Genomic DNA, 25,959 nt, shown 5'->3' with positions numbered 1-25,959 from the left:
CGAGCAGGGTGCCGGGGATCAGCCGGCGACCGTCACGGCAGCGGCGGCAGCTCCCGGGACTGCTCGTACGCGGCGACCTGGGCGATCCGCCGCGCGTGCCGCTCGTTGCCGGAGAACGGCGTGTCGAGGAACGCCTCGACGATGCCGGTCGCCTCGTCCAGGGTGTGCTGGCGGGCGCCGACGGCCACGATGTTGGCGTCGTTGTGCTGGCGGGAGAGCTGGGCGGTCTCGATGTTCCAGGCCAGCGCCGCCCGCACGCCCTCGATCTTGTTGGCGGCGATCTGCTCCCCGTTGCCGGAGCCGCCGATGACCACGCCGAGGCTGCCCGCATCGGCCACCACCCGGTCGCCGGTGTGCAGGCAGAAGGTCGGGTAGTCGTCGTCGGGGTCGAACCCGTGCGGCCCGACGTCCACCACCTCGTACCCCTGCTTGGCCAGGTAGTTGGCCAGGTGCACCTTCAGCTCGTAACCGGCGTGGTCGGATCCCAGGTAGACGCGCATACCGCGCAGTCTTTCAGGCCGCCGACGGCGGCGCCGCGCGGGCGGCGCCACCGAGGCGGATTGGTCACAGCTCAGCGGGAGAGCTCGGCCACCACCAGGCCGCCGCGCGCCTTCGGGGTGAACCAGGTGCTCTTGCGCGGCATCTTCTCCCGGGCCAGGTTCACCGCGACGAAGTCGTCCACGGTCACCGGGGCGATCAGGATGGCCAGCTCGGCCCGGCCGGCGTCGACCTCTCCGGTCAGCCAGCTCGCCGGGTAGTCGCCGCCGACGTAGGTGATCCGCTTGTCGCCCGGGTCGAGACCGAGGGCGTCGCGCAGCAGCAGCCGCTCGACCAGGGCGTGGTCGAGGTTCTCCAGCCGATCGCCGTCGACGTTCGGCAGCGTCACCGCGTACCCCTGGCCCGCCAGGCGGAGGTGGACGGTGCCGCCGGCCGCCGGGACCTCGACCGGGCCGTCGATCCCGGTGATCGCCGCGCCGGCCGTGCGGAGCCGGTCGAGCAGCTCCGGGCCGGTGGTGGTCAACTCGCTGACCAGCCGGTTGTACGGCTGGATCGCCACCGACCGGGGCGTGGTGACCACCGCCAGGAAGCGCGGCAGCCCACCGGTCTGCGCGGCGAGGCTGCGGTGGTTGCCGTCGGCGACCACCAGCTCACCGCCGCCGGCCAGCGCGGTCAGCTCGTCCTGCCGCGGGCCGGGGCCGAGCAGCCAGATCGCGTGGGTCCGGCCGGCCTGGTCGGTGTCGGTGGCGGCGGGCACGCCGGCCGACTCGGTGGCCGCGGCGAGCGCGTCGTGCAGTTCCTCGCCGCGCCCGGTCTGCAACAACAGCACCGGCGAGAGCAGGTGCCCGAGCGACTCGGCGAGGGCCACCCGCTCGCGCACCTTGGCGATGAAGACGTCCTCGTTGCGGATCACCAGGCCGGGCTCGTCGGCCCGGGTGGAGATCTGGTCGGTGTCCACCATCGCGAAGAGACCGTAGGCCGCCTCCTCGCCCGGGGCGCTGATCCGGTAGAGCACCACCACCTGCTCGGCGGGGGTGTAGCTGCCGTCGGCCTTCGCCTCGGCGAGCCGGGCCACCGCGTCGGGCAGCGCGTCGAGGAAGGACTTGCCGACGCTCTCCGGCGCCCGGTGCGGCATCTCGATGCCGAGGGCGCTGTGCGGGTTCCCCTCGATGATCGCGGTGATCTCCGCGTCGTCGGCGAACTCGTCGTAGTTCTGCGCGCCGGTGCCGCCAGTGGTGATCCAGGCCCGGGTGATCGGGTGCACGACCGTCATGACCGCTGACGCTACCGTCGCCCGCATCGACCCGGACGCGGACCCGGTGCGGCGTCCACCAGATGAAAGGGGCGGGCCGGCCGGAGGTCCGGCACGGTCAGCCGGCGTGCTCGGTCGACCGGCGGTGCCGCCCGGTGTTCACCGGCCCGCCGGCCGGGCCACGACCGGCCGGGGTGGGCAGCGTCCGCCGGGCCGGGTTGCCGACGCCGGGCGGGGCCGACCGGGCCGGGCCGGGCGACGGCTGGGCCGACCGGGCCGCGTTGGCGACGCCGGGCGGAACCGGCCGGGCCGGCTCGGTGGCGGTGGACGGGGGCAGCCGGAAGGTCGGGTCGGCGGTTCCGGGCGGGGTCAGGCGGGACGTCGGCGCCACCCGGGCCACCCCCACCACGATCGGCGGGGCGAGCAGGTCGGCCACGTCCGCGGGCAGGTCGGGTCGGAGCGCGGGCCAACGGGAGTCGTCGACCGACCAGTACGCCGGGGTGTCGGCCGCCTCCTCCCGGTTGAGCAGATCTTCACCGGGGGTGCGGCGGTGCTTCGCCATCGGGATGCCTCCACGAGCTGCAGGTTGCGGGTTGCGAATCGCTGCGGCGGACATCGGGCCAAACGAGGTCGAAGCGGAGCGGTGACGGGGGTTAATCACGCCGTCACGGGTGTTGACCGGCCCCGACGTCGGGCCGGGGCCGGTCAGTGGGTCTGTCGATCGGTGGGCCGGCGGGTCAGTCGAAGATCGGCCCGAGCTCGCGGCTGCGCTTGAGTTCGTAGAAGCCGGGCGTGCCGGCGACCAGCAGCACGCCGTCCCAGAGCCGACCGGCGGCCTCCCCCTTCGGGGCGGGAGTGATCACCGGGCCGAAGAACGCGACCGGGCTGCCGTCCGGGCCGGGCGCGTGGATGACCGGGGTGCCGACGTCCTGGCCGACCGGGCGCATGCCGGCCTCGTGGCTGGCCCGCAGCGCCTCGTCGTACTCGGTGCTGTCCGCGGCGGCGGCCAGCGCCGGGTCCAGACCGGCGTCGGTCAGCGCGGCGGCGTAGAGCTCCGGACCCCGTTCCTCCTTGCCGAGGTGGATCCGGGTGCCGAAGGCGGTGTAGAGCTTGCGGAGCACGTCGGCGCCGTACCGCTGCTCGGCGGCGATGCAGACGCGCACCGGACCCCAGGCGGTGCTGAGGAACGACTTGTACTCCTCGGGCAGCTCGTCTCGGCCCTCGTTGAGCACGGACAGGCTCATCACGTGGAAGCGGATGTCCACGTCACGGACCTGCTCGACCTCGAGCAGCCAGCGGGACGTGATCCACGCCCAGGGGCAGGCCGGGTCGAACCACATGTCGGCGGTGACACGATCGGTCACGGTGAGGTCCCTTCGCGACGGGTGACGCCGCGCCTGCGACGTCCAACCCCGATCTTCACCCCGGAAACCGTCGATCGACAGCGGAATGAGAGCGTGACCTCGGCCACCGCGGCGTGCCGGTGCATGGAAGACTCGGTTCCGGGCCGACCGCCACGAGCGGCCGGCGGACGACGCCGCCGCGGCGTACGGCGAGAGTGGGATGGAGACGAACAGTGCCGGGAGTGCGCAACCTGACGCAGGTCGAGGCGACCGAGCGGGCCCGCCTGCTCGAGGTCACCGGGTACGAGATCAGTCTGGACCTGTCGACCGCGGTGCAGGCGGCCGACGGCCGCACGTTCCGCTCCACCACCGAGGTGCGGTTCCGCTGCGCCGAGCCGGGCGCGAGCACCTTCATCGAGGTGGCCGCCGAGTCGGTGCGCTCGGCGACGCTGAACGGCTCGCCGGTGGACCTCGCCGACTGGTCGGCCGAGAAGGGCCTCGTGCTCTCCGGGCTGGACAGTGAGAACACGCTGGTGGTCGACGCCGACTTCGGCTACTCGAACAGCGGCCAGGGCCTGCACCGCACGGTCGACCCGGTCGACGGCGAGACCTACCTCTACAGCCAGTTCGAGACGGCCGACGCGCAGCGGGTGTTCGCCTGCTTCGACCAGCCCGACCTGAAGAGCGTCTACACCTGGCGGGCCACCGTGCCGGAGCACTGGCGCGTGGTGTCCAACATGCCGGTGGAGCGCGAGGAGCCCGCCGGCGAGGGTCTGAAGCTCGTCCACTTCGTCGAGTCGGCCCGGATGAGCACCTACATCACCGCGCTCTGCGCGGGGCCCTACCACGAGGTGCGCGACAGCCACGACGGCATCGACCTGGGCGTCTTCTGCCGGGCCTCGATGGCCCAGTACCTGGACGCGGACGACCTCTTCCTCATCACCAAGCAGGGCTTCGACTTCTTCCACGAGAAGTTCGGGGTGCGCTACCCGCTGCCGAAGTACGACCAGCTCTGGGTGCCCGACTTCAACGCCGGCGCGATGGAGAACTTCGGCTGCGTGACGCACGCCGAGTCGCACTACATCTTCCGCTCCCAGGTCACCGACTTCGAGTACGAGCAGCGGGCCAACACGATCCTCCACGAGCTGGCCCACATGTGGTTCGGTGACCTGGTCACCATGCGCTGGTGGAACGACCTGTGGCTGAACGAGTCGTTCGCCGAGTGGGCCAGCCACTGGTGCAACACCCACGCGACCCGGTTCGGCGACGCGTGGACGACCTTCCTGTCGATCCGCAAGAACTGGGGCTACCGGCAGGACCAGCTCTCCTCCACCCACCCGGTCTACTGCGAGATGCCGGACCTGGAGGCCGTCGAGGTCAACTTCGACGGCATCACGTACGCCAAGGGCGCGAGCGTGCTCAAGCAGCTGGTCGCGTACGTCGGCGAGGAGCCGTTCGTGGCCGGCCTGCGGGCCTACTTCGGCAAGCACGCGTGGGGCAACGCCACCTTCGACGACCTGCTCTCCGAGCTGGAGGCGGCCTCCGGGCGGGAGCTGCGCAAGTTCGCCGCCCAGTGGCTGGAGACCGCGCAGGTCAACACGCTGCGTCCGGAGGTGACGATCGGCCCGTACGGCAACTACCAGCAGGTGGTGGTCCGGCAGGAGGCGCCGGGCGGCTACCCGACGCTGCGCACCCACCGGATCGGGGTCGGCCTCTACGACCTGACCGACGGGCGACTGGTCCGCCGGGAGCGCTACGAGGTGGACGTCGCCGGCGAGCGCACCGAGGTGACCGACCTGTCCGGCGTTCCCGCGGCCGACGTGCTGCTGCTCAACGACGACGACCTCACCTACGCCAAGCTGCGCTTGGACGAGCGGTCGATGTCCACAGTGGTGCAGCACATCGGCGGCTTCGAGTCGTCGCTGGCCCGGGCGCTCTGCTGGACCGCGGCCTGGGACATGATCCGCGACGCCGAGCTCGCCGCCCGGGACTACGTGGCGCTCGTGCTGGCCGGGCTGCCCGCGGAGTCCGACATCAACCTGGTCACCGCCACACTGCGGCAGGCGACCACGACGCTCACCCTCTACGCCGACCCCGCCTGGGCGCCGATCGGCTGGGCCGATCTGGCCCGCACGGCGAAGACCGCGCTCGCCGCCGCCGAACCGGGCAGCGGTTTCCAGCTCGCCTGGGCCCGGGCGTACGCCTCGGCGGCCCGCTCCAGCGAGGATCTGTCCACACTGCGTGGCTGGCTCGACGGCAACGAGGTGCCGGCCGGGCTGACCATCGACACCGAGCTGCGCTGGGGGGTGCTCGGCGCGCTGGTGGCCAACGGGGCGGCCGGGCCGGCCGACGTGGAGGCCGAGCTGGCCAACGACCGGACGGCGAGCGGCGAGCGGGAGGCCGCGTACGTGCACGCGCTGGTGCCGACCGCGGAGAACAAGGCCGCCGTGTGGGCCCAGCTGACCGGCCCGGAGGCGTTGCCGAACTGGCGGCACCGGGCGCTGCTGCAGGGCTTCGTGCACCCCACCCAGGTCGAGCTGGTCACGCCCTACCGGGAGAAGTACTTCGCCGCGGTCGCCCAGGTGTGGGCCAGCCGGGACAGCGAGCCGGCGCAGGAGTTCGCCCAGCTCGCCTACCCCGCCTACCAGGTGGACGACGACACGGTGGCGGCCACGGACGCCTGGCTGGCCGAGGAGGGGCACCCGGCTCCGCTGCGCCGGCTGGTGGCGGAGGGCCGCGACGGCGTCGTCCGCGCCCTGCGGGCCCGGGCGAAGGACGCCGCCCAGAGCGCCTGATCGGCAGCAGACCGGCCCGGGGCCGGCGGGGGTGCGAGCCCTCGCCGGCCCCGGGCCGTTGTCGGCGCCACTCTGCCTGCCGCGAGCGCCCTCATCCAATTCGTGCGCACCAGCACCGGGCACGAAAAAGCCCGGCCCGCGAGTGCGCGGGCCGGGCTTCGTCGTAGGGAGTGGGTCAGCCCTTGCCGGCGTGGCTGGCCAGCTGGTCGAGGCCGTTGATGATGCCGCCGGCCAGGTCGCCGCCGCTGAACGCGCCGACCATGGAGAGCGCGGCGAGCTTGGCGTACGTGTCGGGGATGCGCTTGCGCGCGTGCCGGCCGGTGACGATCTCCAGCTGCCGCTGGTTGGGCGACACCGCGATCAGCACCGACTTGTCCGGGTCGGCGAGCTGGCGGTGCAGCCGCTCGGCGTGCTCCCGGATCGGCTCGTCGAGACCGCCGACGAAGATCGAGAAGACCAGGCCGGTGCCCTGGTCGGCCAGGCGGAGCGCCTCGTCGATGCGCAGCAGCTGCCGGGTCGAGAAGGGGCCGTCCAGCACCTCCGGCGGGTTGCCCGTAGCGGCCTGCGTCTCACCAACGGTCACTTGCGCCTCCGGTTCCACTGGCCGGGGCCTCCCGGTCAGCCTGTTCCTGCTTGCGACTGGACAGCGCCGGCGCCTGCGCGCCCGCTGCCAGGGCGGTGCCGGCCGAGTCGGCCAGCTGCTCCGGACGGGCCAGGAACCAGACCGGAGTGAAGTCGAAGGGTCGGCCCGGCCGGTAGCGCTTCGCGCTGCCGCCCCCACCGCGGCCGCGGCTACCGGCGTACGCCAGCCCGCCGATCACCAGTACGGCGGCCGCCGGGATGCCGACGAAGACCAGCAACGTGTCGGTAACAGACAATCCCAACGCCCCCAGGCGGAAGAAGAGACCTTAAGCATCCAGGTCGGGTGGACATGGTCAACGCGTCGACCGCCCGACCCCGCTGCCATTCACGTTAGCGGAGTCGACGGCCCGCCAGATTGCGGGGTGGTGATCCCATCCGCCACTGGAGTTCTCCAGTTGCGCAGCCGTGGCGATCAAACGCGCGTCGTCACCGTACCGGCCGGTCAGGAGGGCTCCCACCGGCAGCCCCGCCGCCGTGATCCCGACCGGCAGCGAGACGGACGGTTCGCCGGTGACGTTGAAGATGGCGCAGTACGGCGAGAACCGGCGTTGCCGGTCGAAATCGGCCGCCGGGTCGCCGCCGGCGGTGAACCAGCCGACCGGCGCCTGCGGGGCGGCGAGGGTGGGGCAGAGCAGCAGGTCGCAGCCGGCGGTGCGGCGGGCGCCGAGGCGTACCTGGGCCTGGAGTTCGCCCAGCGTGGCGGAGAGCGTCCCGGCGGAGACCTCGGCGCCTCGGGCCCGGAGGAAGCGGGTGAGCGGCAGCAGCTCGCTCTCCCGCTCCGGCGGCACCGGGGAGAGCGCCAGCACGTACCAGACGACCTCGAAGAGCGGCCACGCCGTGGGCCCGAGTGGCGGTGGCACCTCGACCACCTCGTGGCCGGCAGCGGTGAGCAGCGCGGCGGCCCGGTCCACGGCGGCGACGCAGTCCGGGTGTACGAGCTCCTCGGCGAGCATCGGTGCGGTGAACCGGCCGATCCGCAGCCGGCCCGGCGCGGCCGCGCGGGCCGCCGCCAGGTAGCCACCGGGCGGTGGGAGCGGCGGCAGGTAGGGCTCGCCGGGCATCGGCTGGGCCAGCACGTCGAGCAGGGCGGCGACGTCGGTGACTGTCCGCCCGATCGGGCCGTGGGTGGGCAGGCCGAACGCGCCGAAACCGAGCGGGCCGCCGGGGACCAGGCCCCGACTGGGCTTGTAGCCGACCAGGCCGCAGAGCGCGGCCGGAATGCGCAGCGACCCACCACCGTCGGATCCCTGCGCGACCGGCACCAGCCCGGCCGCCACCGCGGCGGCCGCGCCGCCGCTGGAGCCGCCGGCGGTGTACGTCAGGTCCCACGGGTTGCGGGCCGGCGGCGCGACCAGCCCTTCCGAGTAGAGCGAGCAGCCCAGCTCGGAGGTGGTGGTCTTGCCGAGGCTGACCAGGCCGGCGGCCCGCATGAAGCGGACCACGTCGGCATCGACCGGCGGCACGAAGTCGGTGAAGGCGGCCGAGCCGAAGGTGGTGCGCACCCCCGCGGTGAGGGTGAGGTCCTTGATCGCGGTCGGCACGCCGTGCAGCGGGCCGCGCTGCCCGGCCGGGACCGCGTCCGCCGCCGCGGCGGCCTGCCCGGCCAGCTCGGCGGTGACCGTGACGAACGCGCCGACGGTGTCGCCGAGGGCGGCCACCCGGCCGAGGTGATGCGCGACCAGTTCCGCGCTGGACAGCTCGCCGCGGGCGATCGCGGCGGCCTGCTCCAGCGCGGTCAGGTCGTGCGGCTCGGCCATGACCTCATCCTGCCCGGACGACCGACCGCTCGCACTCGTCACGCGCCGGCCCGCCCGGCCGGATCGCCCGACCGGCCCGTTCGCGCTCGGTCTCCGGGTGACCCGGAGGGCGGGACGCCGGCCGTCAGCCGTACAGGAAGCGCCGGGCGTTGCCGGAGAGGAGCTTGTCGCGCTGTTCGGCGGTGAGGAAGTCGGCCTGGTGCACCACCTGGCCGACCGGGCGTTCGCCCAGCGGGTACGGGTAGTCGCTGCCGACCAGCACCCGGTCCTCCCCCATGGTCTCCACCAGCAGCCGCAACGCGGGCATGGCGAAGACCACCGAGTCGACACTGAACCGGTCGAGGTAGGAGCTGGGTGGCGCGGTCGAGGCGCCACGGACCAGGTCGCCCCGGCGGTGCCAGGCGTTCTCGGCCCGTCCGAGCCAGAACGGGAAGCTGCCGCCGCCGTGCGCGAAGCAGATCCGCAGCGAGGGTGGCACCCGGTCGAAGACGCCGCCGAGGATCAGGGCCAGCACCGACAGGTGGGTCTCGGCGGGCATCCCGGTCAGCCAGCGAGCCATCCACCGGTCCAGCCGAGGACCGCCCGGCATGTCCCACGGATGGACGAAGACCGGGGCGCCGACCCGGGCGCAGTGCTGCAGGAAGCTGACCACGCCCTCGTCGTCCAGGTCGCGGTCGCCGACGTGGTTGCCGATCTCCACGCCGACGTGCCCGTTGGCGAGGCAGCGGTCCAGTTCCGCGCAGGCGGCGTCCGGGTCCTGCAACGGCACCTGGCAGAACGGCACCAGCCGCTCCCCGCCGGCCTCGGTCACCGCCAGCGTGAGGTCGTTGAAGATCCGAGCCACCTTCACCGCCTGGTCGGCGGGACGGTCGTAGCTGAAGAAGACCGGGGTCGGCGAGACGACCTGCACGTCGACGCCGTCGGCGTCCATGTCGGCCAGCCGGGTCGACGCATCCCAGCACTCGGCGCCGACCGGGCGGAACTCCGTCTCGCCGACCATGATCATGGCGGCGCGCTCGGAGTCGACCCGCAGCCACGGCCAGTCGGACCCACCGCACGCGGCGCCGAGGTCCGGCCACCCCTTCGGTACGACGTGCGTGTGCACGTCGACCACCGGGGACCGCGCCTGCCCCGGCAGACCCCGGGCGGGTTCCGCCATCAGCCCTTGCCCGGGTGCAGCGCGCCGCAGTTGGCGCAGGTACGCGCGTTCTCGTCGGCGTAGAAGGCCTGGAAGACCGGGGGCAGGTCGGCGGCGATGTCGCGCACCTGCAACTCCACCTCGTGCACCTTGTAGCCGCACTCCGCGCAGTACCACTGGAACTTCTCCAGAGTGCCCTCCTCCCGGATCCGCTCCACCACCACGCCGATCGAGCCGGGCTCCGGGCGCTGCGGCGAGTGCGGGGTGTTGCGGGGCAGCATCCACATCTGACCCTCGCGCACGTGCACCGTGCGCGGCCCCTCCGGGAGCATCAGGTTGATGTGCATGTTGCCCTTGACCTGATAGAAGAACTCCTCGTACGGGTCGATGTGGAAGTCGGTGCGCTGGTTCGGCCCGCCCACCACCATCACGATGAAGTCGTCCCCGCCGGGGAACATCTCCTTGTTGCCGACCGGGGGCTTCAGCAGGTGCTGGTTCTCCGCGATCCATCCGGGGAAACTGAACGGCTCGGCGATCTCGCTCACGACTGACCTCCTGAGGGGAGAAGTGCCACGGCCTGAATCTCGATGAGCAGGTGCGGGTGCGGCAGCTGGTGCACGGCCACGGTCGTCCGGGTGGGCCCGGTGGCGTCGAAGAACTCCGCCCACACCTCGTTGTAGCCGCCGAAGTCGTTCATGTTCACCAGGTAGCTGGTGACCTGGACCAGGTCGGCAAGCTCGGCGCCGACGGAGCGCAGCAGGTCGCGGATGTTCTCGATGACCGCCCGGGTCTGCGCCCGGATGTCCAGGGCGGTGGTGCCGAACTCGTCCACCTCGACCCCGGCGAAGGTGTTGTCCGGCCGGCGGGACGACGTACCGGAGACGAAGACGAAGCCGCCGGCCACCTTGACGTGGGGGAACGCCCCGCGCGGCACGGCCTTGCCGGCCACCACCCGGGCCTCACCCGCGCTCACCGCGGTCCCTCCGTTCGCAACCAGGCCCCGTCGCTCCTCGCCGTCACGACGCCGCCCGCAGCGAGGCCGTGCCGAGCCGCTCGACCACGGCCCGCACGTGCGCGCCCGGGCGCAGCGGCACCGCCGCCGTCGCCGCCCCGGCCAGGAAGACCCAGCCCTCGCGCAGTCGCACCCCGTGCCGCCCGGCCAGCCGGATCCCCTCGTCCAGCGCCCGTCGTGGGTCGCCGAGGATCGCCGCGGTCGAGCCGACCTGGGCCACCCGCCCGTCGACCTCCAGCAGCACGCCGAGGTTCGCCAGGCCGTCCGGCACCGGCGACCAGGGGCCGACCACGAAGGCGGCGGCGGAGGTGTTGTCGGCGATCACGTCGGGCAGCGAGAAGGTGAAGTTGGCGTACCGGGAGTCGATCAGCTCGATGGCCGGGGCGACGGCGCGGACGGCGTCGGTGAAGTCGCCCACCGGCTCGCCCGGTTCGGGGAGCCGGTCGAGCAGGAACGCCACCTCCGGCTCCACCCGCGGGTGGATGTACCAGCCGACGTCTACCGTGCCGCCGTCGGGCACCCGCATCACGTCGGTGAGCCGGCCCCAGATCACCTCGTCCACGCCGACCTGGGCCATCTTCGCCTTGCTGGTGAGCCCCATCTTCAGCCCGACCAGCCGCTCGCCCCGGTCGAGCCGGCGCTGCACGAGCGCGGTCTGCACGGCGTACGCGGCATCCACGTCGAGGCCGGTCTCGGCCGCGAGCTGGCCGATCGCGGTCGCGGTGTCGGCCGCCACCCCCAGCTTCTCGGCGATCCCGACAGTGTCCGGCCCGATCATGCGAGTTCCTCCTGCTCGCGCCGACCGGCCAGGTCCAGCGCCACGTCGACGATCATGTCCTCCTGGCCGCCGACCATCCGGCGTCGCCCCAGCTCGACCAGGATCGAGCGGACGTCCACGCCGTACTTCGACGAGGCGCGCTCGGCGTGCCGCAGGAAGCTGGAGTAGACCCCGGCGTACCCGAGGGAGAGAGTCTCCCGGTCGACCTGCACCGGCCGGTCCTGCGTCGGGCGGACCAGGTCGTCGGCCGCGTCCATCAGCGCGAAGACGTCGCAGCCGTGCTTCCAGCCGTGCAGCTCGGCCACCGCCACGAAGACCTCCAGCGGGGCGTTGCCCGCGCCGGCGCCCTGCCCGGCCAGCGAGGCGTCCACCCGGACGGTCCGCCCGTGCGGCGCCTGCGCGCCGGCCGGCCCGGCACCGGCGATCCGGCCGTGCTCGACGGCCAGCACGCTGTTCGCCACCCCGAGCGAGAGGTTGTGGTGGGCATGGATGCCGATCTGCGTCTGCGGCTCCAGCACCTGCCGGTACGCGTCGACCCGCTGCGCCACGTCGGACATCAGCAGCCGACCGCCGGAGTCGGTGACGTAGACGCAGTGCGCCCCGTACGACTCCATCAGCTTGGCCTGGGCGGCCAGCCCGGCGGGGTCGTTCATGTGCGACATCATCAGGAAGCCGGCCACGTCCATGCCGTTCTCCCGGGCCCAGGAGATGTGCTGGGCGGAGATGTCGGCCTCGGTGCAGTGGGTGGCGATCCGGACGCTGGTCACGCCGAGCGCCTTCGCGGCCTTCAGGTCGGCGATGGTGCCGATGCCGGGCAGCAGCAGCGTGGTCAGCTTCGCGTTGGTCATCACCTCGGCCGCCGCGGCGATCCACTGCGCGTCGCTGGACGCGCCGTGGCCGTAGTTGACGCTGGACCCGGCGAGCCCGTCGCCGTGCGCCACCTCGATGGCGGCCACCCCGGCCGCGTCCAGCGCGGCGGCGATGGCGCGCACCTGGTCGACGGTGTAGCGGTGGGCGACGGCGTGCATGCCGTCGCGCAGCGTCACGTCCTGGATGTAGAGGTCGGTCACGCGGTCACCCCCGTGGATACGGCGCCCCGCAGCGCGACCAGCCGTTCCGCGGTCCGCAGCGCGGCCGAGGTCATGATGTCCAGGTTCCCGGCGTACGCCGGCAGGTAGTGCCCGGCGCCGGAGACCTCCAGGAAGACGGAGACCTGCAGACCGGTGAGGTGGCGACCCAGCGACGGGACGTAGGTGTCGACCCGGTCGAACTGGACGTCCTGCTTGAGCCGGTAGCCCGGCACGTACTCCTGGACGCGGGCGACCATGTCGGCCACCGAGGCGGCGATGGCGGCGGTGTCCGCGTCGGCGTCCGGGCAGAGGCAGTAGACGGTGTCGCGCATCAACAGCGGCGGCTCGGCCGGGTTGAGCACGATGATCGCCTTGCCCCGCTCGGCCCCGCCGACCACCTCGATCGCCCGGGCGGTGGTCTCGGTGAACTCGTCGATGTTCGCCCGGGTGCCCGGCCCGGCCGACCGCGAGGCGATCGAGGCGACGATCTCGCCGTACGCCACCGGGGTGACCCGACCGACCGCGGCGACGATCGGCACGGTGGCCTGCCCGCCGCAGGTGACCATGTTGACGTTGCGCTCGTGCAGGTGCTCGTCGAGGTTGACCGGCGGCACCACGTACGGGCCGATCGCGGCCGGGGTCAGGTCGACCACGGTGCGGCCGTGTGCGCGCAGCACCGCGTCGTTGTGCCGGTGCGCCGCGGCCGAGGTGGCGTCGAAGACCAGCTCGACGTCGGCGAACTCGGGCATCGCCACCAGGCCGTCGACGCCGCCGGCGGTGGTCGCCACGCCGAGCCGGCGGGCCCGGGCCAGGCCGTCCGACTCCGGGTCGATGCCGGCCATCGCGACCATGCGGAGCCGGTCGCTCAGCCGCAACACCTTGATCATCAGATCGGTGCCGATGTTGCCCGACCCGATCACCGCCACCCCGGTCGCCCTCGCACTCATGCCGCTTCCTTTCCGAAGCAGGTCCGGACCGAGCCGAGGCCGGAGATCCGGGCCTCGTACGCCGCGCCCGGGGTGACCGGCACCATCGGGCCGAGCGCCCCGGAGAGCACCACGTCACCGGCGCGCAGCGGGTCGCCCGAGCGGGAGAGGGTGCGCGCCAGCCACTCCAACGCGTGCAGCGGGTTGCCGAGGCAGGCCGCCCCCGCGCCGACCGAGACCGGCTCGCCCGCGTGCTCCAGCACCATGCCGCACAGCCGCAGGTCGACGTCGGCGAGGCGGCGCGGCGAGGTGCCGAGCACGAACAGCCCGCTGGACGCGTTGTCCGCGACGGTGTCCACGATGGAGATGTCCCAGCCGGCGATCCGGGAGTCGACGATCTCGATGGCCGGCAGCAGGTGGTCGACCGCGCGGATCAGCGTCGCGGTGGTCACCCGCTCGTCGGGCAGGTCGGCGCCGAGCACGAAGGCGACCTCCGCCTCCACCCGAGGCTGCAGGAGCCGGTCGATCGGCACCTCGACCCCGTCGCCCACCGCCATCGCGTCGGTGAGAATGCCGAAGTCCGGCTGGAAGACACCGAGGCTCTCCTGCACCGCCCGGGAGGTCAGCCCGATCTTGGCGCCCACCCGCCGTTCGCCGCGACCCTGCCAGGCGCGCGCCTGGAGCTGCTGCACCCGGTACGCCGACTCGACGTCCCCCTCGGGCAGCAACCGCCCGCGCAGCGGCGGGCAGGGCCTCCCGCTGCTGCGCGCCTCGGCGAGTTCACGGTTCGCCGCTTCGATGTCGACGTCCATCTGCCGCCCGTCGGTTGGCTCGCTGCGCTCGTTCACGAGAGGTCCACGCAGACGTTGGTGAGTTCGGAGTAGAAGTCGAGCGAGTGCACGCCACCCTCGCGGCCGATCCCGGACGCCTTCACCCCGCCGAACGGGGTGCGCAGATCGCGCAGGAACCAGGTGTTCACCCAGACGATGCCGGCGTCGAGCCGGGCGCCGGCCCGGTGCGCCCGGCCCACGTCCCGGGTCCACACCGTCGCCGCCAGCCCGTACTCGGTGCCGTTGGCGAGGGCGTACGCCTCCTCCTCGTCGTCGAAGGGCGCGACGTGCACCACCGGGCCGAAGATCTCCTCCCGGTTGGTCCGGGCGTCCGGGCCGAGCCCGGTGAGCACGGTCGGCTGCACGTACGCCCCGCCGTCGCGGGCGTCGCCGAAGCGCGGCGTGCCGCCCCCGGTGAGCACCTCGGCGCCCTCGGCCCGGGCCAGGTCGTAGTGACCGAGCACCTTGTCCCGGTGGGTGTGCGAGATCAGCGGCATGTTCGCCGTGGCCTCGTCGGCCGGCCAGCCGTACGCCAGCTCGCCGGCCCGCTTGGCCAGCCGCGCGGTGAACTCCTCGAAGACCGGCCGCTGCACGTAGATGCGTTCGGTGCAGAGGCACACCTGACCGCCGTTGGTGAAGCTGGACCGGACCGAGCCGACCACCGCGGCGTCCAGGTCGGTGTCGGCGAAGACCAGCCCGGCGTTCTTGCCGCCCAACTCGAAGCTGACCGCCTTCACCCCGTCGGCCGCGGCCCGCATGATGGCGCTGCCGGTGGCCGACTCGCCGGTGAAGGTGATCGCGTCGACGCCCGGGTGCCGGGTGAGGAACTCCCCGGCCGAGTCCGGCCCGAAGCCGTGCACCAGGTTGAACACCCCGGCCGGCACACCGGCCGCGGCCATCACCTCGGCGAGCAGGGTCGCCGACGCCGGGGTCTCCTCGCTGGGCTTGACCACCACCGCGTTGCCACTGGCCAGCGCTGGCGCCACCTTCCAGGTGAGCAGCAGCAGCGGCAGGTTCCACGGCACGATGACGGCCACCACGCCGACCGGCTTGCGGACGGCGTAGTTGAGCGCCCGGCCGCCGGTCGGGGTGACCGTGGTGAACGACTCGGTGGGCGCGGTGGCGACGATCTCGGCGAACGCCCGGAAGTTCGCCGCGCCACGCGGGATGTCCAGGGTGCGGGCCTGCGAGATGGCCTTGCCGGTGTCCGCCACCTCGGCGGTGACCAGGTCGTCGAAGCGGCGTTCCAGCTCGTCGGCAACCCGGCGGAGCACCTCCGCGCGCTCCCGCTCCCCCATCCGGCCCCACGGTCCGCCCAGCGCCGCCCGGGCGGCGGCGACGGCGTCGTCCACCGTGGACTGCGACGCCTCGGCCACCTCGAAGACCGGCTCGCCGGTCACCGGGCTGCGCTTGGTGAACCGTTGCCCGCCGTCGCGGAACTCCCCGCCGACGAAGTTGCGCAGCAGGCCCGGCCCGTCCGGCGCGTGCCCGGCCATCAGCCGGGGATCCCAGAGCGTCATCCACGCCTCCCTCGGCTGATCAAGGCGCCGACCACGCCGCCCAGCAGCACGACCGCGCCCGCGGCGGTCGCGCCGAGCAGCCGATGCTGCCGGCGCACCCGACGGCGCACCTCGGCGTACGGGGTGGTGGAGAAGGACACCAGCTCGTACCGGGAAACGTACCGGCCGGGAAGCGCCCGCTCCAGTGCGTGCTCGACCCGGCGGCCGAGCTGAAACAGGGGTGAGGCGACCTTGTCCCGCATCTCCACGAAGTTGGCCAGCGCCATCCGGGCGATCGCCTCGGTGTTCTCCTGCCGGCGTCGCTGGAACAGCGGCAGCGCGCTCGCCCAGTTGTCGGCGCACTCGTCGAGGCAGCGGTCCAGCTCGACCACGTCCTCGAAGGCGGCGTTCGCGCCCTGACCGTAGAACGGCACGATGGCGTGCGCCGCGTCGCCGAGCAGGCCGACCTTCCCGTCCACCTGCCACGGGGTGCACCGGACCGTGCCGAGCACGCCGACCGGGTTGTGCTGGTAGTCGTCCACCAGGTTCGGCGCCAGCGGCACCAGGTCGGGGTAGTGCTCGGCGAAGTGCCGCTCGATCGCCGCCGGGCTGCCCAGCGAGGCGAAGCTGGCCGTGCCGTGGGTGGGCCAGAACAGGGTGCAGGTGAAGGAGCGGTCCGGGTTGGGCAGGGCGATCATCATCGAGGTGCCCCGGGGCCAGATGTGCAGCGCGTCCGGGTTGAGCGCGAAGTCGCCGCCGAGCGGCGGGATGGTGAGTTCCTTGTAGCCGTAGTCGAGGAAGTCCAGGCTCTCGGTCAGCAGTCCGTGGCCGAGCAGCTGCCCGCGTACCGCCGAGCCGGCCCCGTCGGCGCCGAGCACCACCGACGCGGTCGCCACCACCTTGCCCTGCGGGGTCTCGAAGGTCATCTCACCGGTCGCCGGGTCCAGCCCGACCAGCCGGTGGTCGAAGGCGACCCGCACGCCGGGCAGCGCCGTGGCCGCGTCGAGCAGCGCGTTGTTCAGCGCGCCCCGGCTGATCGAGTTGATCGCCCGGTCGCCGGCGGCGCTGTAGGACTGGAACTGCGGCTCCCCCGCCACCGGGTGGATCATCCGGCCGCGCATTGGCAGCGCGTCCGTCATCACCTGGGTGTCCAGGCCGATCCGGCGCAGCGCGTCCAGGCCACGCTCGGAGAGCGCCAGGTTGATCGAGCGGCCCCGCTCGACCCGGCCGGCGCGCGGATCCGGCCGCCGCTCGTAGAGCGCCACCGGGTAGCCGCGCCGGGCCAGGAAGCAGGCCAACAGGCAACCGGCGAGCCCGGCGCCGACCACCGCGATCTCGTCGCGTTCCGTCATCGGTTCTTCTCCACACTGGCGGCCAGCGCGTCGGCGACCCGCCAGCAGTCGTGGTACGTCGAGTAGAGCGGCACCGGCGTGAACCGTACGACGTCCGGCTCCCGGGCGTCGGCGATCACGCCGTGCTCGTGCCGCAGCCGCTTGGTCAGCTCGTTGGCGCTGCCCGCCCCGATCCGCACCGAGAGCTGGCAGCCGCGTCGCGCCGGGTCGCGCGGGGTGACCACGGTCAGCGGCCGGCCGGCGGTGACCTCGTCGAGCAGCCGCTCCAGGTATCCGGTGAGCCGAAGACTCCGCTCGCGCAGCGCCGGCATGCCGACCGAGTCGAAGAGCTCCAGCGAGGTGCGGACCGGCCCCATCGCGAAGATCGGCGGGTTCGAGATCTGCCACGCCTCCACGGTGGCCGGCGGCCGGGACACCGGGGTCATCTCGAACCGGGTGCTGGCCTCGGTGCTCCACCACCCCTCGAAGCGGGGCAGCGTCGGGTCACCGAGGTGCCGCTCGTGCACGAAGACACCGGCCAGCGCCCCCGGCCCCGAGTTGAGGTACTTGTACGAGCACCAGGCGGCGAAGTCCACGTCCCAGTCGTGCAGGGCCAGCGGCACGTTGCCGGCGGCGTGCGCGAGGTCCCAGCCGACCACCGCGCCGGCGGCCCGGCCGGCCGCGGTCACGGCCGGGATGTCCAGCAGCTCACCGGTCAGGTAGTTGACCCCGCCGAGCAGCACCAGCGCCACCCGGTCTCCCTCGGTGGCCAGGTAGTCGAGCACGTCCTCGGTGCGCAGGGCGTCCTCACCGGGTCGGGGCGTCAACCGGACCACGGTGGAATCCGGGTCCAGCCCGTGGAACCGGGCCTGGCTGCGCACCGCGTAGCTGTCGGAGGGGAAGGCGGCGTCCTCGATCACGATCCGGGTCCGCCGGCCCGCCGGCCGGTAGAAGCTGACCATCAGCAGGTGCAGGTTGACCGTGAGCGAGTTCATCACCACGGTCTCCGCCGGCAGGGCGCCGACCAGCCGCGCGGCCGGCGCGGTGAGCAGCTCGTGGTACGGCAGCCAGGGCCGCTCGGCCTCCAGGTGCCCCTCCACGCCGAGTTGGCGCCAGGCGTCCAGGTCGGCGAGGAGTTCGTCGCGGGTGGCCCGGGGTTGCAGCCCGAGCGAGTTGCCAGCGAGGTAGGCGACCTCGGGGAAGCGACCGCCCTCGGCCGGCGGCACGTGGAACAGGTGGCGGTGCCCGGGATCGGCGGCGTCCAACTGCCGTGCCTCGGCCTCGGCGGCGGTGAGGTGGGACGGTGCGGGGTGCGGGGCGTTCATGGGGGTGTCTCGCTCTCCGGTCACATGCTGGTGCGGGCCGACCACAGCTCCGGGAAGACCACCCGGGCCATGCTGCGCTGCAACCAGGCGAGCCCGGCGGAGCCACCGCTGCCGACCTTGGCGCCCATGGTCCGCTGCACCGCCTTGACATGCTGCCACCGCCAGTCGCCGAACTGCTCGGCCACCTCGGTGAGCGCCTCGCCCAGCAGCCGGAGATCGTTCTCCGGCCCGCTGTCGGCGTAGATCCGCACCCAGGCCGCCTCGACCTGGGGCTCCGGCTGGTGCTCGACCGAGACGTCGCGGGACAGCAGCTCGACCGGGAGGTCGAAGCCCCTGCGGGCGAGCAGGGCGATCACGTCGTCCCAGAGGCTCGGTGCGGCCAGCGTGGCGCCCAGCTCGGCGTACACCTCGGTCTGCCGGCGGAACGGCCGGATCAGCGCGGGGTCGCGGAGGCCGAGCAGGAACTCCAGGTGCCGGTACATCGCCGACTGGAAGCCGGAGGCGTCGCCGAGCAGGTCGCGGAAGCGGTTGAAGTCGGCCGGGGTCATCCAGCGCAGCCCCCGCCAGGCGGCGTTGAGCCCCTCCAGGTGCAGCCCGGCCCGGCGCAGCGGCGCCAGCGCCTCCCAGACCTGGTCGGCGCGGAGCAGTCGCTGGGCCTCGATCAGCTCGTGGCGGGTCAGCCCGAAGTAGAGCTCCATGATCTGGCTGACCATGAGGAAGGACATCTCGCCCGGGTCGTCGCTGAGTGGCTGTTGCAGCCGGTGCAGTGTGCTGGCGTGGGTGTACGCGTCGTAGGGCACCTGCTCGGCGAACTCCAGCGTCGGTCCGCCACCGTTGCGCGCCGCCGTGGCCGCCCGCTGCTGCGGCGTGATCGGGCGCACCGCTGCGGTCAGGGCGGGCGCCCGCAGCTCCGTCTGTTCCAACGTCGTCTCCTCAAGAAACCGGGGTGAGGTCATGATCCCGCGCATGGATCGGCGGATGGAATGCCGGATCAACGGCGGCGGCGCGGATCGGCCTGCCGCACCGAAGGCATGAGATTGCTTCCGGTTGCCGAATGTAAGGTCGCCTCGTGGACGACATGGACTGGGCGCTGCTGCGTGAGCTGCAGGCCGACGCGCGCCTCTCCTTCAGCGAGCTCTCCCGCCGGGTGCACCTCTCCCCGCCGGCGGTGGCGGAGCGGGTCCGCCGGCTGGAGGAGTCGGGTGTGATCACCGGCTACCACGCCCACGTCGACCTGAGTCGCGCCGGTCGCGGTGTGGTCGCGCTGATCCGGATGTCCTGTTACGGCTCGCGCTGCATCATGAACGACCCGGAGGTGGCCGGCTGGCCGGAGATCCTCGAGATCCACCGGATCACCGGGGACGCGTGCAGCATGCTCAAGGTCGCGGCCGGCTCGATCACCGACTTCGAGCGGGTCATCGACCGGCTCGCCCCGTACGGCCAGCCGTCCAGCACGATGGTGCTCTCCACCCCGCTGGACTGGCACCCGGTCACCCCGCTCGCCGGCCCGGACGACGCTCCGGGCAGCCGCCGCCGCTGAGGCCCCCGGGTTAGCCGGCAGACCAGGGGGAAAGCACCGCGGGTCGCCCCAGCAGGACCGGTGCACCGGTGCCGGGAGGGAGGATCATGCGGGGTCTGCGACCGGACGGTGGCGTGTTTCCCGCCCCGTCGACCATCTTCAGGCTGCTCGGGGCGTTCGCGCTGATCGCGGCGTTCGTCCTGGCCGGCGCCGGGCCCGCTCGGGCGGGCGAGAACACGTTCATCGAGGTGACGCCGAGCAGCGTCCAGGCGGGCGGCCGGGTCCAGCTCCGGGCCAGCTGCGACAACGACAACAATCGCCAGGCCGAGGTGCAGTCCGATGCGTTCAACCGGGTCACCCTGCGGCCGGACAACGGCTTCCTGACCGGCTCGGCGACCGTGCCGGGCGACAAGCAACCCGGCGACTACCCGGTCAACCTGCGGTGCCAGAACGGCAACACCGCGACCACCACCCTCACCGTGCTGAACATGGCCCAGCCGAGCAAGGGCCCGGCGACCGGTGGCGGGGGCACGGCCGTCGGCCGGGGCACCGGCTCACTGCTGCTGATCGGCGGGGTGGTCGTGGTGGCCGCCGCGGTGGCGCTCGGCATGGCCGGTGGCCGCCGACGGACCGGGTCCGGGTCCTGACCCGGGGGCATCATGGCCCGCTCACCCTCGCGGCGCAGGCGACCGGACCGGCCCCGGGCCGGCTCGACGGCCCGGTCGGCCCTGCGGGCGTCCGGCCGGCTGGTGGCCAGGACCTCGGGCCGGCTGCGCCGGGTCGGCCGGCACACGATCGCCGCCAGCCTCGCCAGCACCGACCCGGAGGCCCCGCCACTGCCGGCCCGGCCGCGGGCAGGGCCCACGGCGCGCCGCCGGATCGGCGTCGGCGTCGGGCCGGGGCTGCCGGTGCTGCTGATCGCGGGGCTGATGGTGCTGATCGTCGCGATGCTGGGAGTCGAACGGATCACCGGGATCAACGTGCTGCCGGAGCAGCTCAGCGCCGGGCTCCGGCCGCCGCCGAAGAACTTCCCGGTGCTGCCGGCGAGCCGTCCGGTGGACCTCAGCATCCACTCCATCGACCTGCGCGCCCCGGTGCACAGCGTGGGCATCGCCCCGGACGGCAGCATCGGGGTGCCGGACGCCGCCCGGGCCCAGGAGGCCGCCTGGTACGACCAGGGGCCGACGCCCGGCCAGTACGGCCCGTCGGTGATCGTCGGGCACGTGGACACCACCACCGGACCGGCGGTGTTCCACGAGTTGAAGGGGTTGCGCCCCGGCGACCGGGTGGAGGTCCGGCGGGAGGACGGCACGATCGCCGTCTTCGAGGTGGACTCGGTGGAGAAGTTCGACAAGGCGGAACTGCCGGTGGACGAGGTGTTCGGGGACTTCAGCCGGCCCAACCTGCGCCTGATCACCTGTGGCGGGCGCTGGGTCGGCGGGGAGACCGGCTACGCGGACAACGTCGTGGTCTTCGCGTCCCTGGTGAAGGTGCGCCAGTGACCGGCCGACCGCCTGCCTCAGGCCGCCTCGGGCTCGCGCAGGTCGAGCCAGTCGGCCCAGCGCGGGTCGGGTGCCCGGTGGCCGAGCACCCGCCAGGCGGTGCCCTTCGGCGCCGCGGGCGACGAGTGCAGTCGCCAGCCCAGCTCGGCGGGGGTCTTGTCGCCCTTGGTGTGGTTGCAGCGGGCACAGGCGGCGACCACGTTCTCCCAGGCGTGCCGGCCGCCGCGGCTGCGCGGGAAGACGTGGTCGATGGTCTCGGCCGGGCCCCGACAGTAGGCGCAGCGCCAGCCGTCCCGGGCGAAGATCGCCCGCCGGGACAGACCGACGTGGGTGCGGTAGGGCACCCGGACGAACCGGGTCAGCCGGACCACCGAGGGCACCGGCAGGGCGTCCCGGGCGCTGTGCAGGATGCCGTCGCCGTCGGCGACACAGACCGCCTTGGCGGAGAGGACGAGGATCGCGGCACGACGCACCGACACGACACACAGCGGCTCGTAGGTGGCGTTGAGGACCAGCGCACCGGAGCCCACCGTGGGTCGTATGTCAGGCATCGCGCTCACCCTCCCGGTTCAGCGGCCCCCTCCGCGCGCCGCCGACCGGGGCCGGGCACGGCGGCCCAGCACGGTCGACGTCGGCCGGATCACCGACGTCCGTTGCGCCAATAGTCCCTGATCGGACCCCGGATTGCACGTACTAATCCGGGCTCCCTCGTGAAGGTTTTTCCGGGCCTCGCGAGATGACCGGTTCGCCCGCTCCGTTCACCCACCAGCCGGGTGACGGCGACGGGCCGGTCACCCTGCGGTGGGTCGGCGGCGGGCCACCGGGCCGGTTGCGGTACGAAGACAGGGTGACTGCCTCCGTCCTGACGCTCCTCGCGGCCGTGCCCGGTACCCCCGCCCCGAGCCCGGAATGCCTGAACGAGACGGTGTGCCGGGTCACCTGGGAGACCACCAGGTCGGTCTGGTTCGCCGAGGGCAGCTACTGGATCCTGGTCAAGCCGCTGCGGGTGGTGCTGATCCTGCTGCTGGCGGTGGTCGCCCGATGGGCCGTGCACCGGACCATCAGCCGGCTGGTCCGCACCACCACCGACGCCGGGGTGCCGACCATGCTGCGGCCACTGCGCGAGCGGATCCCGAGCGCCGCGGTGGAACCCGGCGAGTTCGTGCCCGAGCGACGGCGGCAACGGGCCGAGGCGATCGGCTCGGTGTTGCGCAGCCTGACCACGGCGTTCTTCTTCGGCATCGCGCTGTTGATGATCCTGCGCGAGTTCAGCTTCGACCTGGCCCCGCTGCTGGCCAGCGCGGGCATCGCCGGCGTGGCGCTGGGCTTCGGCGCGCAGAGCCTGGTGAAGGACCTGATCGCCGGCCTGTTCATGCTGATCGAGGACCAGTACGGCGTCGGCGACAACGTCGACCTCGGCGAGGCCAACGGCGTGGTGGAGTCGGTGGGGCTGCGGGTCACCACCGTCCGGGACGGGCGCGGCGTGCTCTGGTACATCCGCAACGGCGAGATCATCCGGGTGGGCAACAAGAGTCAGGGCTGGGCCCTGGTCGTGGTCGACCTGCCGATCGGGTTCGCCGCCACCGAGGAGGCCACCGCGGTGCTGCGTACCGCGGCCGCCTCGGTCGCCCTGGACCCGGAGCTGGCGCCGGAGATCGTCGAGGAGCCGGAGGTGCTCGGCGTGGAGCAGATGACGGTCGACGGCGCGGTGATCCGCACAGTGGTGAAGACGACCGCGGACGGCCAGTTCGCGGTGGGTCGGGAGCTGCGTCGTCGGCTGGCCGAGGCGTTGGAGAACTCCGGGATCACCGCGCAGATCGCCGCCGCCCGACTCTTCCCCGGTCTGCCCGGCCGGCCGCCGGCCGACGGCGAGGCGGGGCGCGGCGGCGCGACCTGAGCGGTCCGATATGGCCGTCGGTTGTGGGGTCGCGGTCCGCGTGGCCCCTCAGGTATCGTCCGTTCGTTCAGTCGGAGATGCGACGATCTATCCGTTCGCCCTAGCTAGTTGTCAGACGATCGGGCAGAATCCGGGGCACGCGTTCCCCCGCCGGAGCGTGCTGGCGTCCTCGCTGATCAATTGATCTGACGACAGTTCCCGGGCCGACGCCGTCACGAGTGGCCGTCCTGGGGAACATGGAGGCGACGGTGTCCGACGAGCGACCCTCAGCGGAGGGGCCGGCCACCTTCCGCGAGGTCTTCGCCCAACGGGAATTCCGGGCTGTCTTCGCGGCGGGTTCGCTCTCCTGGGTCGGTGACTACCTCGCCAAGGCCGCGGTCACCCTGCTGGTCTACCAGGAGACCAAGTCGGTCGCGCTCTCCGCCGCCGCCTTCGCGGTCAGCTACCTGCCCTGGCTGGCCGGCGGTCCGCTGCTCGCCGCGCTCGCCGAGCGCTACCCGTACCGGCGGGTGATGGTGGCGTGCGACGTGATCCGGATGGCGCTGATGCTGCTCATGGCCATCCCGAGCCTGCCGGTGCAGGTCCTGCTGGCGCTGCTCTTCCTCACCACCCTGGCCAACCCGCCCAGCCAGGCCGCGAAGTCCGCGCTGATGCCGCAGATCCTCGCCGGCGACCGGCTGGTCCTCGGGCTGTCCCTGAACGCCAGCGTCGGCCAGGCGGCCCAGGTGATCGGCTATCTCATGGGGGCCTCGATCGCCGCCCTCGACCCGGTCACCGCGCTGCTGATCAACGCGGGCACCTTCGCCGTCTCGGCGGTCCTGGTCCGCCTGGGCGTCGAGGACCGCCCGCCCGCGCTGAGTGTGGCGCACCGCACCCACCTGCTCCGGGAGACCTCCCAGGGCTTCCAGATCGTGTTCGGCACCCCGGTGCTGCGGGCCATCGCCGTGCTGGTGTTCAGCGCCATGCTCTTCTCGATCGTGCCGGAAGGGCTCGCCGCCGGCTGGGCCGACGACAAGGCCGGGGGCGACCTCGACGCGGGCATGGCGCAGGCGGTGATCATGGCCGCCAACCCGGTCGGCTTCATCCTCGGTGGGCTGCTGGTCGGGCGGGCCTTCGGTCCGGCCCGCCGGCTCACCCTGATGCGCCCGCTGGCGGTGCTCGCCCCGCTCACCCTGGTGCCCGCCCTGTTCGACCCGCCGGCCCTGGTGGTGGCGCTGCTCGCGGCCGCCTGCGGCTTCGCGGTCGCCGGCATGCTGCCGACCGCCAACGGGCTCTTCGTGCAGGCACTGCCGGACGCCTTCCGGGCCCGCGCCTTCGGCGTGATGGCCACCGGCGTCCAGGTGATCCAGGGCCTCGCCGTGCTGGTCACCGGGGTGCTCGCGGAGCGCTTCGAGATTCCGTCGGTGGTCGGCATCTGGAGCGCCGCCGGGGTCCTGCTGATGCTCGTGGCCGCCCTGCGCTGGCCGAGCCAGCAGTCGGTGGACGCCGCCATGGCGGCCGCGAACGCGGCGAACGCGACGCCCGGCCCGGAGGGCTCGCCACCCGCCGGCCGGCCGCACCCCGCGACCGACCCGGTTCCCGGGCAGCCCGGCGAGAACGGTCGGCGGCGGCACGCGGTCAGCTGACGTCCCGGCCCGGCCGCACGCCCGCTGCCGGAGGACGTGCCGGCCGAGCGCGCGCCCGTGACCCGACGCACAGCGACGGCGGGTCCACCCGTACCGCCGGCGCTCAGGGCGCCTGGCAGGATGGAACGGTGCACCCCGCAGGTGAATCCGACCGTGCCCAGCCGTCGATGACTCTCTTCGAGGCGATCGGCGGCGAACCCACCTTCCGCAAGCTGGTGGACGAGTTCTACGCCGGCGTCGCCGAGGACCCGCTGCTGCGGCCGATGTATCCCGAGGAGGACCTGGGCCCGGCTGCCGAGCGGTTCAGCCTCTTCCTGATCCAGTACTGGGGCGGGCCGAACACCTACTCGGCACAGCGCGGGCACCCGCGGCTGCGGATGCGCCACGCGCCGTTCCGGATCGGCGCGGCGGAGCGGGACGCCTGGCTGCGGAACATGCGCCGGGCCCTCGACCGGCTCGACCTGCCGCCGGAGCACGCCACCGCGCTCTGGGACTACCTGGAGCGGGCCGCGTACTTCATGGTGAACGTGATGGAGGACCCGGCCTGACGGCCGGCCAGGCGGCCGTGGTGGCGGGGATCCGCCGCACCACGGCCGGTCCGGCGGCTCAGAGCAGCGCGCCCTCGTCGTGCAGCCAGTCCACGAAGCTGGTGGCCACCGCCGCGCCGCAGTCGAGCATCTCGACCAGGAGCGCGTCGTGCGTCCCGGCACCCAACGGCACCTGCAACTCGGCGTAGATCGGCAGCTGACCGCGCTCGGTCGGGTCGCCGATGTAGGCCTTGCAGAACCGGCGGGTGTGGTTCCACTCGTTGACCACCCGGTAGGCCCGGTCGGCCCAGTCCGGCGGGACGGTCGCGTGCGGACGCGCCCGCATCACCAGGATCTCGTCCTCGGGCCCTTCGAGGGTGACCAGCACCGCGTGCCGCTCCCACATGGCCAGCAGGTTGCCGTCACCGTCGGCCAGGTAGCGCACGTCGAGCAGGTCGAGCGCGTCGCAGACCCGGCTCAGCGTGACCGGCTCGACGGTGGCCGGCATCCCGACGGTCACCGACCGGTCGTTGGCCGTGCAGTCGTCGCCTGGCTGGCGCGGGGTCGGTGGTCCGACCCGGACGGTGCTCTCCACTGTGATCCCGCTCCGACTTTCCGGATCGCCGCCGCCGGCGGGACCCGGGCGCCATGACCACCACGGCATCGCTCGCGCACCTCACTCCCCAGCGGATC

General features: G+C 73.1%; 27 protein-coding genes. 7 read left to right on the top strand and 20 right to left on the bottom strand.

Annotation, left to right across the window (positions count from 1 at the left end):
• Nucleotides 1-32: 32 nt before the first annotated feature.
• From ACIBBA_RS28360 to ACIBBA_RS28345, 4 genes are all read right to left on the bottom strand, one after another.
• Nucleotides 33-500: a ribose-5-phosphate isomerase gene (locus ACIBBA_RS28360; protein WP_396701169.1), complete on the bottom strand. Its 468-nt coding sequence runs from the start codon at nt 498-500 to the stop codon at nt 33-35.
• A 71-nt stretch (nt 501-571) separates the two neighbouring features.
• The gene (locus tag ACIBBA_RS28355; protein ID WP_396701167.1) at nt 572-1,771 is read right to left on the bottom strand and encodes a DUF1015 family protein; all 1,200 of its coding nucleotides are present in this window, start codon (nt 1,769-1,771) and stop codon (nt 572-574) included.
• 97 nt (nt 1,772-1,868) lie between these two features.
• Nucleotides 1,869-2,312, bottom strand: coding sequence for a hypothetical protein (locus ACIBBA_RS28350; protein WP_396701165.1), 444 nt, complete (start codon nt 2,310-2,312; stop codon nt 1,869-1,871).
• A 175-nt stretch (nt 2,313-2,487) separates the two neighbouring features.
• Nucleotides 2,488-3,114: a disulfide bond formation protein DsbA gene (locus tag ACIBBA_RS28345; protein WP_396701163.1), complete on the bottom strand. Its 627-nt coding sequence runs from the start codon at nt 3,112-3,114 to the stop codon at nt 2,488-2,490.
• A 221-nt stretch (nt 3,115-3,335) separates the two neighbouring features.
• On the opposite strand from ACIBBA_RS28345, the gene pepN reads away from it, so the two are divergent.
• Entirely contained in the window at nt 3,336-5,888 is a 2,553-nt protein-coding gene (pepN, locus tag ACIBBA_RS28340) for an aminopeptidase N (protein WP_396701161.1), read from the top strand.
• Between the two features lie 175 nt (nt 5,889-6,063).
• Here the strand turns inward: pepN and ACIBBA_RS28335 are convergent, their stop codons facing one another.
• The 14 genes from ACIBBA_RS28335 to ACIBBA_RS28270 all read right to left on the bottom strand — a co-directional run bounded on the left by ACIBBA_RS28335 (nt 6,064) and on the right by ACIBBA_RS28270 (nt 19,119).
• The gene (locus ACIBBA_RS28335; RefSeq protein WP_357052126.1) at nt 6,064-6,471 is read right to left on the bottom strand and encodes a DUF5130 family protein; all 408 of its coding nucleotides are present in this window, start codon (nt 6,469-6,471) and stop codon (nt 6,064-6,066) included.
• The gene (locus ACIBBA_RS28330) at nt 6,458-6,748 is read right to left on the bottom strand and encodes a hypothetical protein (RefSeq protein ID WP_396701212.1); all 291 of its coding nucleotides are present in this window, start codon (nt 6,746-6,748) and stop codon (nt 6,458-6,460) included. Before ACIBBA_RS28330 ends, ACIBBA_RS28335 begins: the two co-directional genes overlap by 14 nt.
• Before the next feature lie 75 nt (nt 6,749-6,823).
• The gene (locus tag ACIBBA_RS28325) at nt 6,824-8,287 is read right to left on the bottom strand and encodes an amidase (RefSeq protein ID WP_396701159.1); all 1,464 of its coding nucleotides are present in this window, start codon (nt 8,285-8,287) and stop codon (nt 6,824-6,826) included.
• A 124-nt stretch (nt 8,288-8,411) separates the two neighbouring features.
• Nucleotides 8,412-9,446, bottom strand: a complete 1,035-nt coding sequence (locus tag ACIBBA_RS28320) for an amidohydrolase family protein (RefSeq protein ID WP_396701157.1) — start codon at nt 9,444-9,446, stop codon at nt 8,412-8,414.
• On the bottom strand, nt 9,446-9,970 hold the full coding sequence (locus tag ACIBBA_RS28315) for a 3-hydroxyanthranilate 3,4-dioxygenase (protein ID WP_350872066.1): 525 nt from the start codon (nt 9,968-9,970) through the stop codon (nt 9,446-9,448). The genes ACIBBA_RS28320 and ACIBBA_RS28315 overlap by 1 nt, the downstream gene beginning before the upstream one ends.
• Complete coding sequence (locus ACIBBA_RS28310) at nt 9,967-10,398, bottom strand: RidA family protein (RefSeq protein WP_357052114.1); 432 nt, start codon at nt 10,396-10,398, stop codon at nt 9,967-9,969. The genes ACIBBA_RS28315 and ACIBBA_RS28310 overlap by 4 nt, the downstream gene beginning before the upstream one ends.
• Nucleotides 10,399-10,441: 43 nt before the next feature.
• On the bottom strand, nt 10,442-11,215 hold the full coding sequence (locus ACIBBA_RS28305; protein ID WP_396701155.1) for a 2-keto-4-pentenoate hydratase: 774 nt from the start codon (nt 11,213-11,215) through the stop codon (nt 10,442-10,444).
• Nucleotides 11,212-12,285 (bottom strand): 4-hydroxy-2-oxovalerate aldolase, encoded by a 1,074-nt coding sequence (gene dmpG, locus ACIBBA_RS28300; protein ID WP_396701153.1) that lies wholly within the window; start codon nt 12,283-12,285, stop codon nt 11,212-11,214. Before dmpG ends, ACIBBA_RS28305 begins: the two co-directional genes overlap by 4 nt.
• Nucleotides 12,282-13,232, bottom strand: coding sequence for an acetaldehyde dehydrogenase (acetylating) (locus ACIBBA_RS28295; RefSeq protein ID WP_396701151.1), 951 nt, complete (start codon nt 13,230-13,232; stop codon nt 12,282-12,284). The genes dmpG and ACIBBA_RS28295 overlap by 4 nt, the downstream gene beginning before the upstream one ends.
• Nucleotides 13,229-14,023 (bottom strand): 2-keto-4-pentenoate hydratase, encoded by a 795-nt coding sequence (locus ACIBBA_RS28290; protein ID WP_396701210.1) that lies wholly within the window; start codon nt 14,021-14,023, stop codon nt 13,229-13,231. Before ACIBBA_RS28290 ends, ACIBBA_RS28295 begins: the two co-directional genes overlap by 4 nt.
• Nucleotides 14,024-14,055: 32 nt before the next feature.
• Nucleotides 14,056-15,537, bottom strand: coding sequence for a 2-hydroxymuconic semialdehyde dehydrogenase (locus ACIBBA_RS28285; RefSeq protein WP_396701208.1), 1,482 nt, complete (start codon nt 15,535-15,537; stop codon nt 14,056-14,058).
• 20 nt (nt 15,538-15,557) lie between these two features.
• Nucleotides 15,558-16,892 (bottom strand): FAD-dependent oxidoreductase, encoded by a 1,335-nt coding sequence (locus tag ACIBBA_RS28280; RefSeq protein ID WP_396701149.1) that lies wholly within the window; start codon nt 16,890-16,892, stop codon nt 15,558-15,560.
• On the bottom strand, nt 16,889-18,196 hold the full coding sequence (gene kynU / locus ACIBBA_RS28275; protein ID WP_396701147.1) for a kynureninase: 1,308 nt from the start codon (nt 18,194-18,196) through the stop codon (nt 16,889-16,891). The genes ACIBBA_RS28280 and kynU overlap by 4 nt, the downstream gene beginning before the upstream one ends.
• Nucleotides 18,197-18,216: 20 nt before the next feature.
• Nucleotides 18,217-19,119: a tryptophan 2,3-dioxygenase gene (locus ACIBBA_RS28270; RefSeq protein WP_396701145.1), complete on the bottom strand. Its 903-nt coding sequence runs from the start codon at nt 19,117-19,119 to the stop codon at nt 18,217-18,219.
• A 146-nt stretch (nt 19,120-19,265) separates the two neighbouring features.
• Here ACIBBA_RS28270 and ACIBBA_RS28265 point away from each other — a divergent pair, with 146 nt between their 5' ends.
• From ACIBBA_RS28265 to ACIBBA_RS28255, 3 genes are all read left to right on the top strand, one after another.
• Nucleotides 19,266-19,736 (top strand): Lrp/AsnC family transcriptional regulator, encoded by a 471-nt coding sequence (locus ACIBBA_RS28265; RefSeq protein WP_396701143.1) that lies wholly within the window; start codon nt 19,266-19,268, stop codon nt 19,734-19,736.
• An 86-nt stretch (nt 19,737-19,822) separates the two neighbouring features.
• Complete coding sequence (locus ACIBBA_RS28260; RefSeq protein ID WP_396701141.1) at nt 19,823-20,362, top strand: hypothetical protein; 540 nt, start codon at nt 19,823-19,825, stop codon at nt 20,360-20,362.
• Nucleotides 20,363-20,374: 12 nt separating this feature from the next.
• Nucleotides 20,375-21,217 (top strand): class F sortase, encoded by an 843-nt coding sequence (locus ACIBBA_RS28255; RefSeq protein ID WP_396701139.1) that lies wholly within the window; start codon nt 20,375-20,377, stop codon nt 21,215-21,217.
• Nucleotides 21,218-21,234: 17 nt separating this feature from the next.
• On the opposite strand, the gene ACIBBA_RS28250 is transcribed toward ACIBBA_RS28255, so the two are convergent.
• Nucleotides 21,235-21,768 (bottom strand): HNH endonuclease, encoded by a 534-nt coding sequence (locus ACIBBA_RS28250; RefSeq protein ID WP_396701137.1) that lies wholly within the window; start codon nt 21,766-21,768, stop codon nt 21,235-21,237.
• 185 nt (nt 21,769-21,953) lie between these two features.
• Between ACIBBA_RS28250 and ACIBBA_RS28245 the strand changes: the two genes are divergently transcribed.
• The 3 genes from ACIBBA_RS28245 (at nt 21,954) to ACIBBA_RS28235 (ending at nt 25,287) form a co-directional block, all read left to right on the top strand.
• A complete protein-coding gene (locus tag ACIBBA_RS28245; RefSeq protein ID WP_396701135.1) occupies nt 21,954-23,114 on the top strand; it encodes a mechanosensitive ion channel family protein in 1,161 nt (386 codons plus the stop codon).
• Nucleotides 23,115-23,350: 236 nt separating this feature from the next.
• The gene (locus ACIBBA_RS28240) at nt 23,351-24,739 is read left to right on the top strand and encodes an MFS transporter (protein WP_396701133.1); all 1,389 of its coding nucleotides are present in this window, start codon (nt 23,351-23,353) and stop codon (nt 24,737-24,739) included.
• 128 nt (nt 24,740-24,867) lie between these two features.
• Nucleotides 24,868-25,287: a globin gene (locus tag ACIBBA_RS28235; protein ID WP_396701131.1), complete on the top strand. Its 420-nt coding sequence runs from the start codon at nt 24,868-24,870 to the stop codon at nt 25,285-25,287.
• 58 nt (nt 25,288-25,345) lie between these two features.
• Here the strand turns inward: ACIBBA_RS28235 and ACIBBA_RS28230 are convergent, their stop codons facing one another.
• The gene (locus tag ACIBBA_RS28230) at nt 25,346-25,930 is read right to left on the bottom strand and encodes a YbjN domain-containing protein (protein WP_357052076.1); all 585 of its coding nucleotides are present in this window, start codon (nt 25,928-25,930) and stop codon (nt 25,346-25,348) included.
• Between the last annotated feature and the right edge of the window lie 29 nt (nt 25,931-25,959).

It is taken from the genome of Micromonospora sp. NPDC051006 (assembly GCF_044456245.1).
Lineage (GTDB): Bacteria > Actinomycetota > Actinomycetes > Mycobacteriales > Micromonosporaceae > Micromonospora.
The sequence above is the reverse complement of the archived record's forward strand: the minus strand, read 5'-3'. Positions and strand labels throughout refer to the sequence as shown.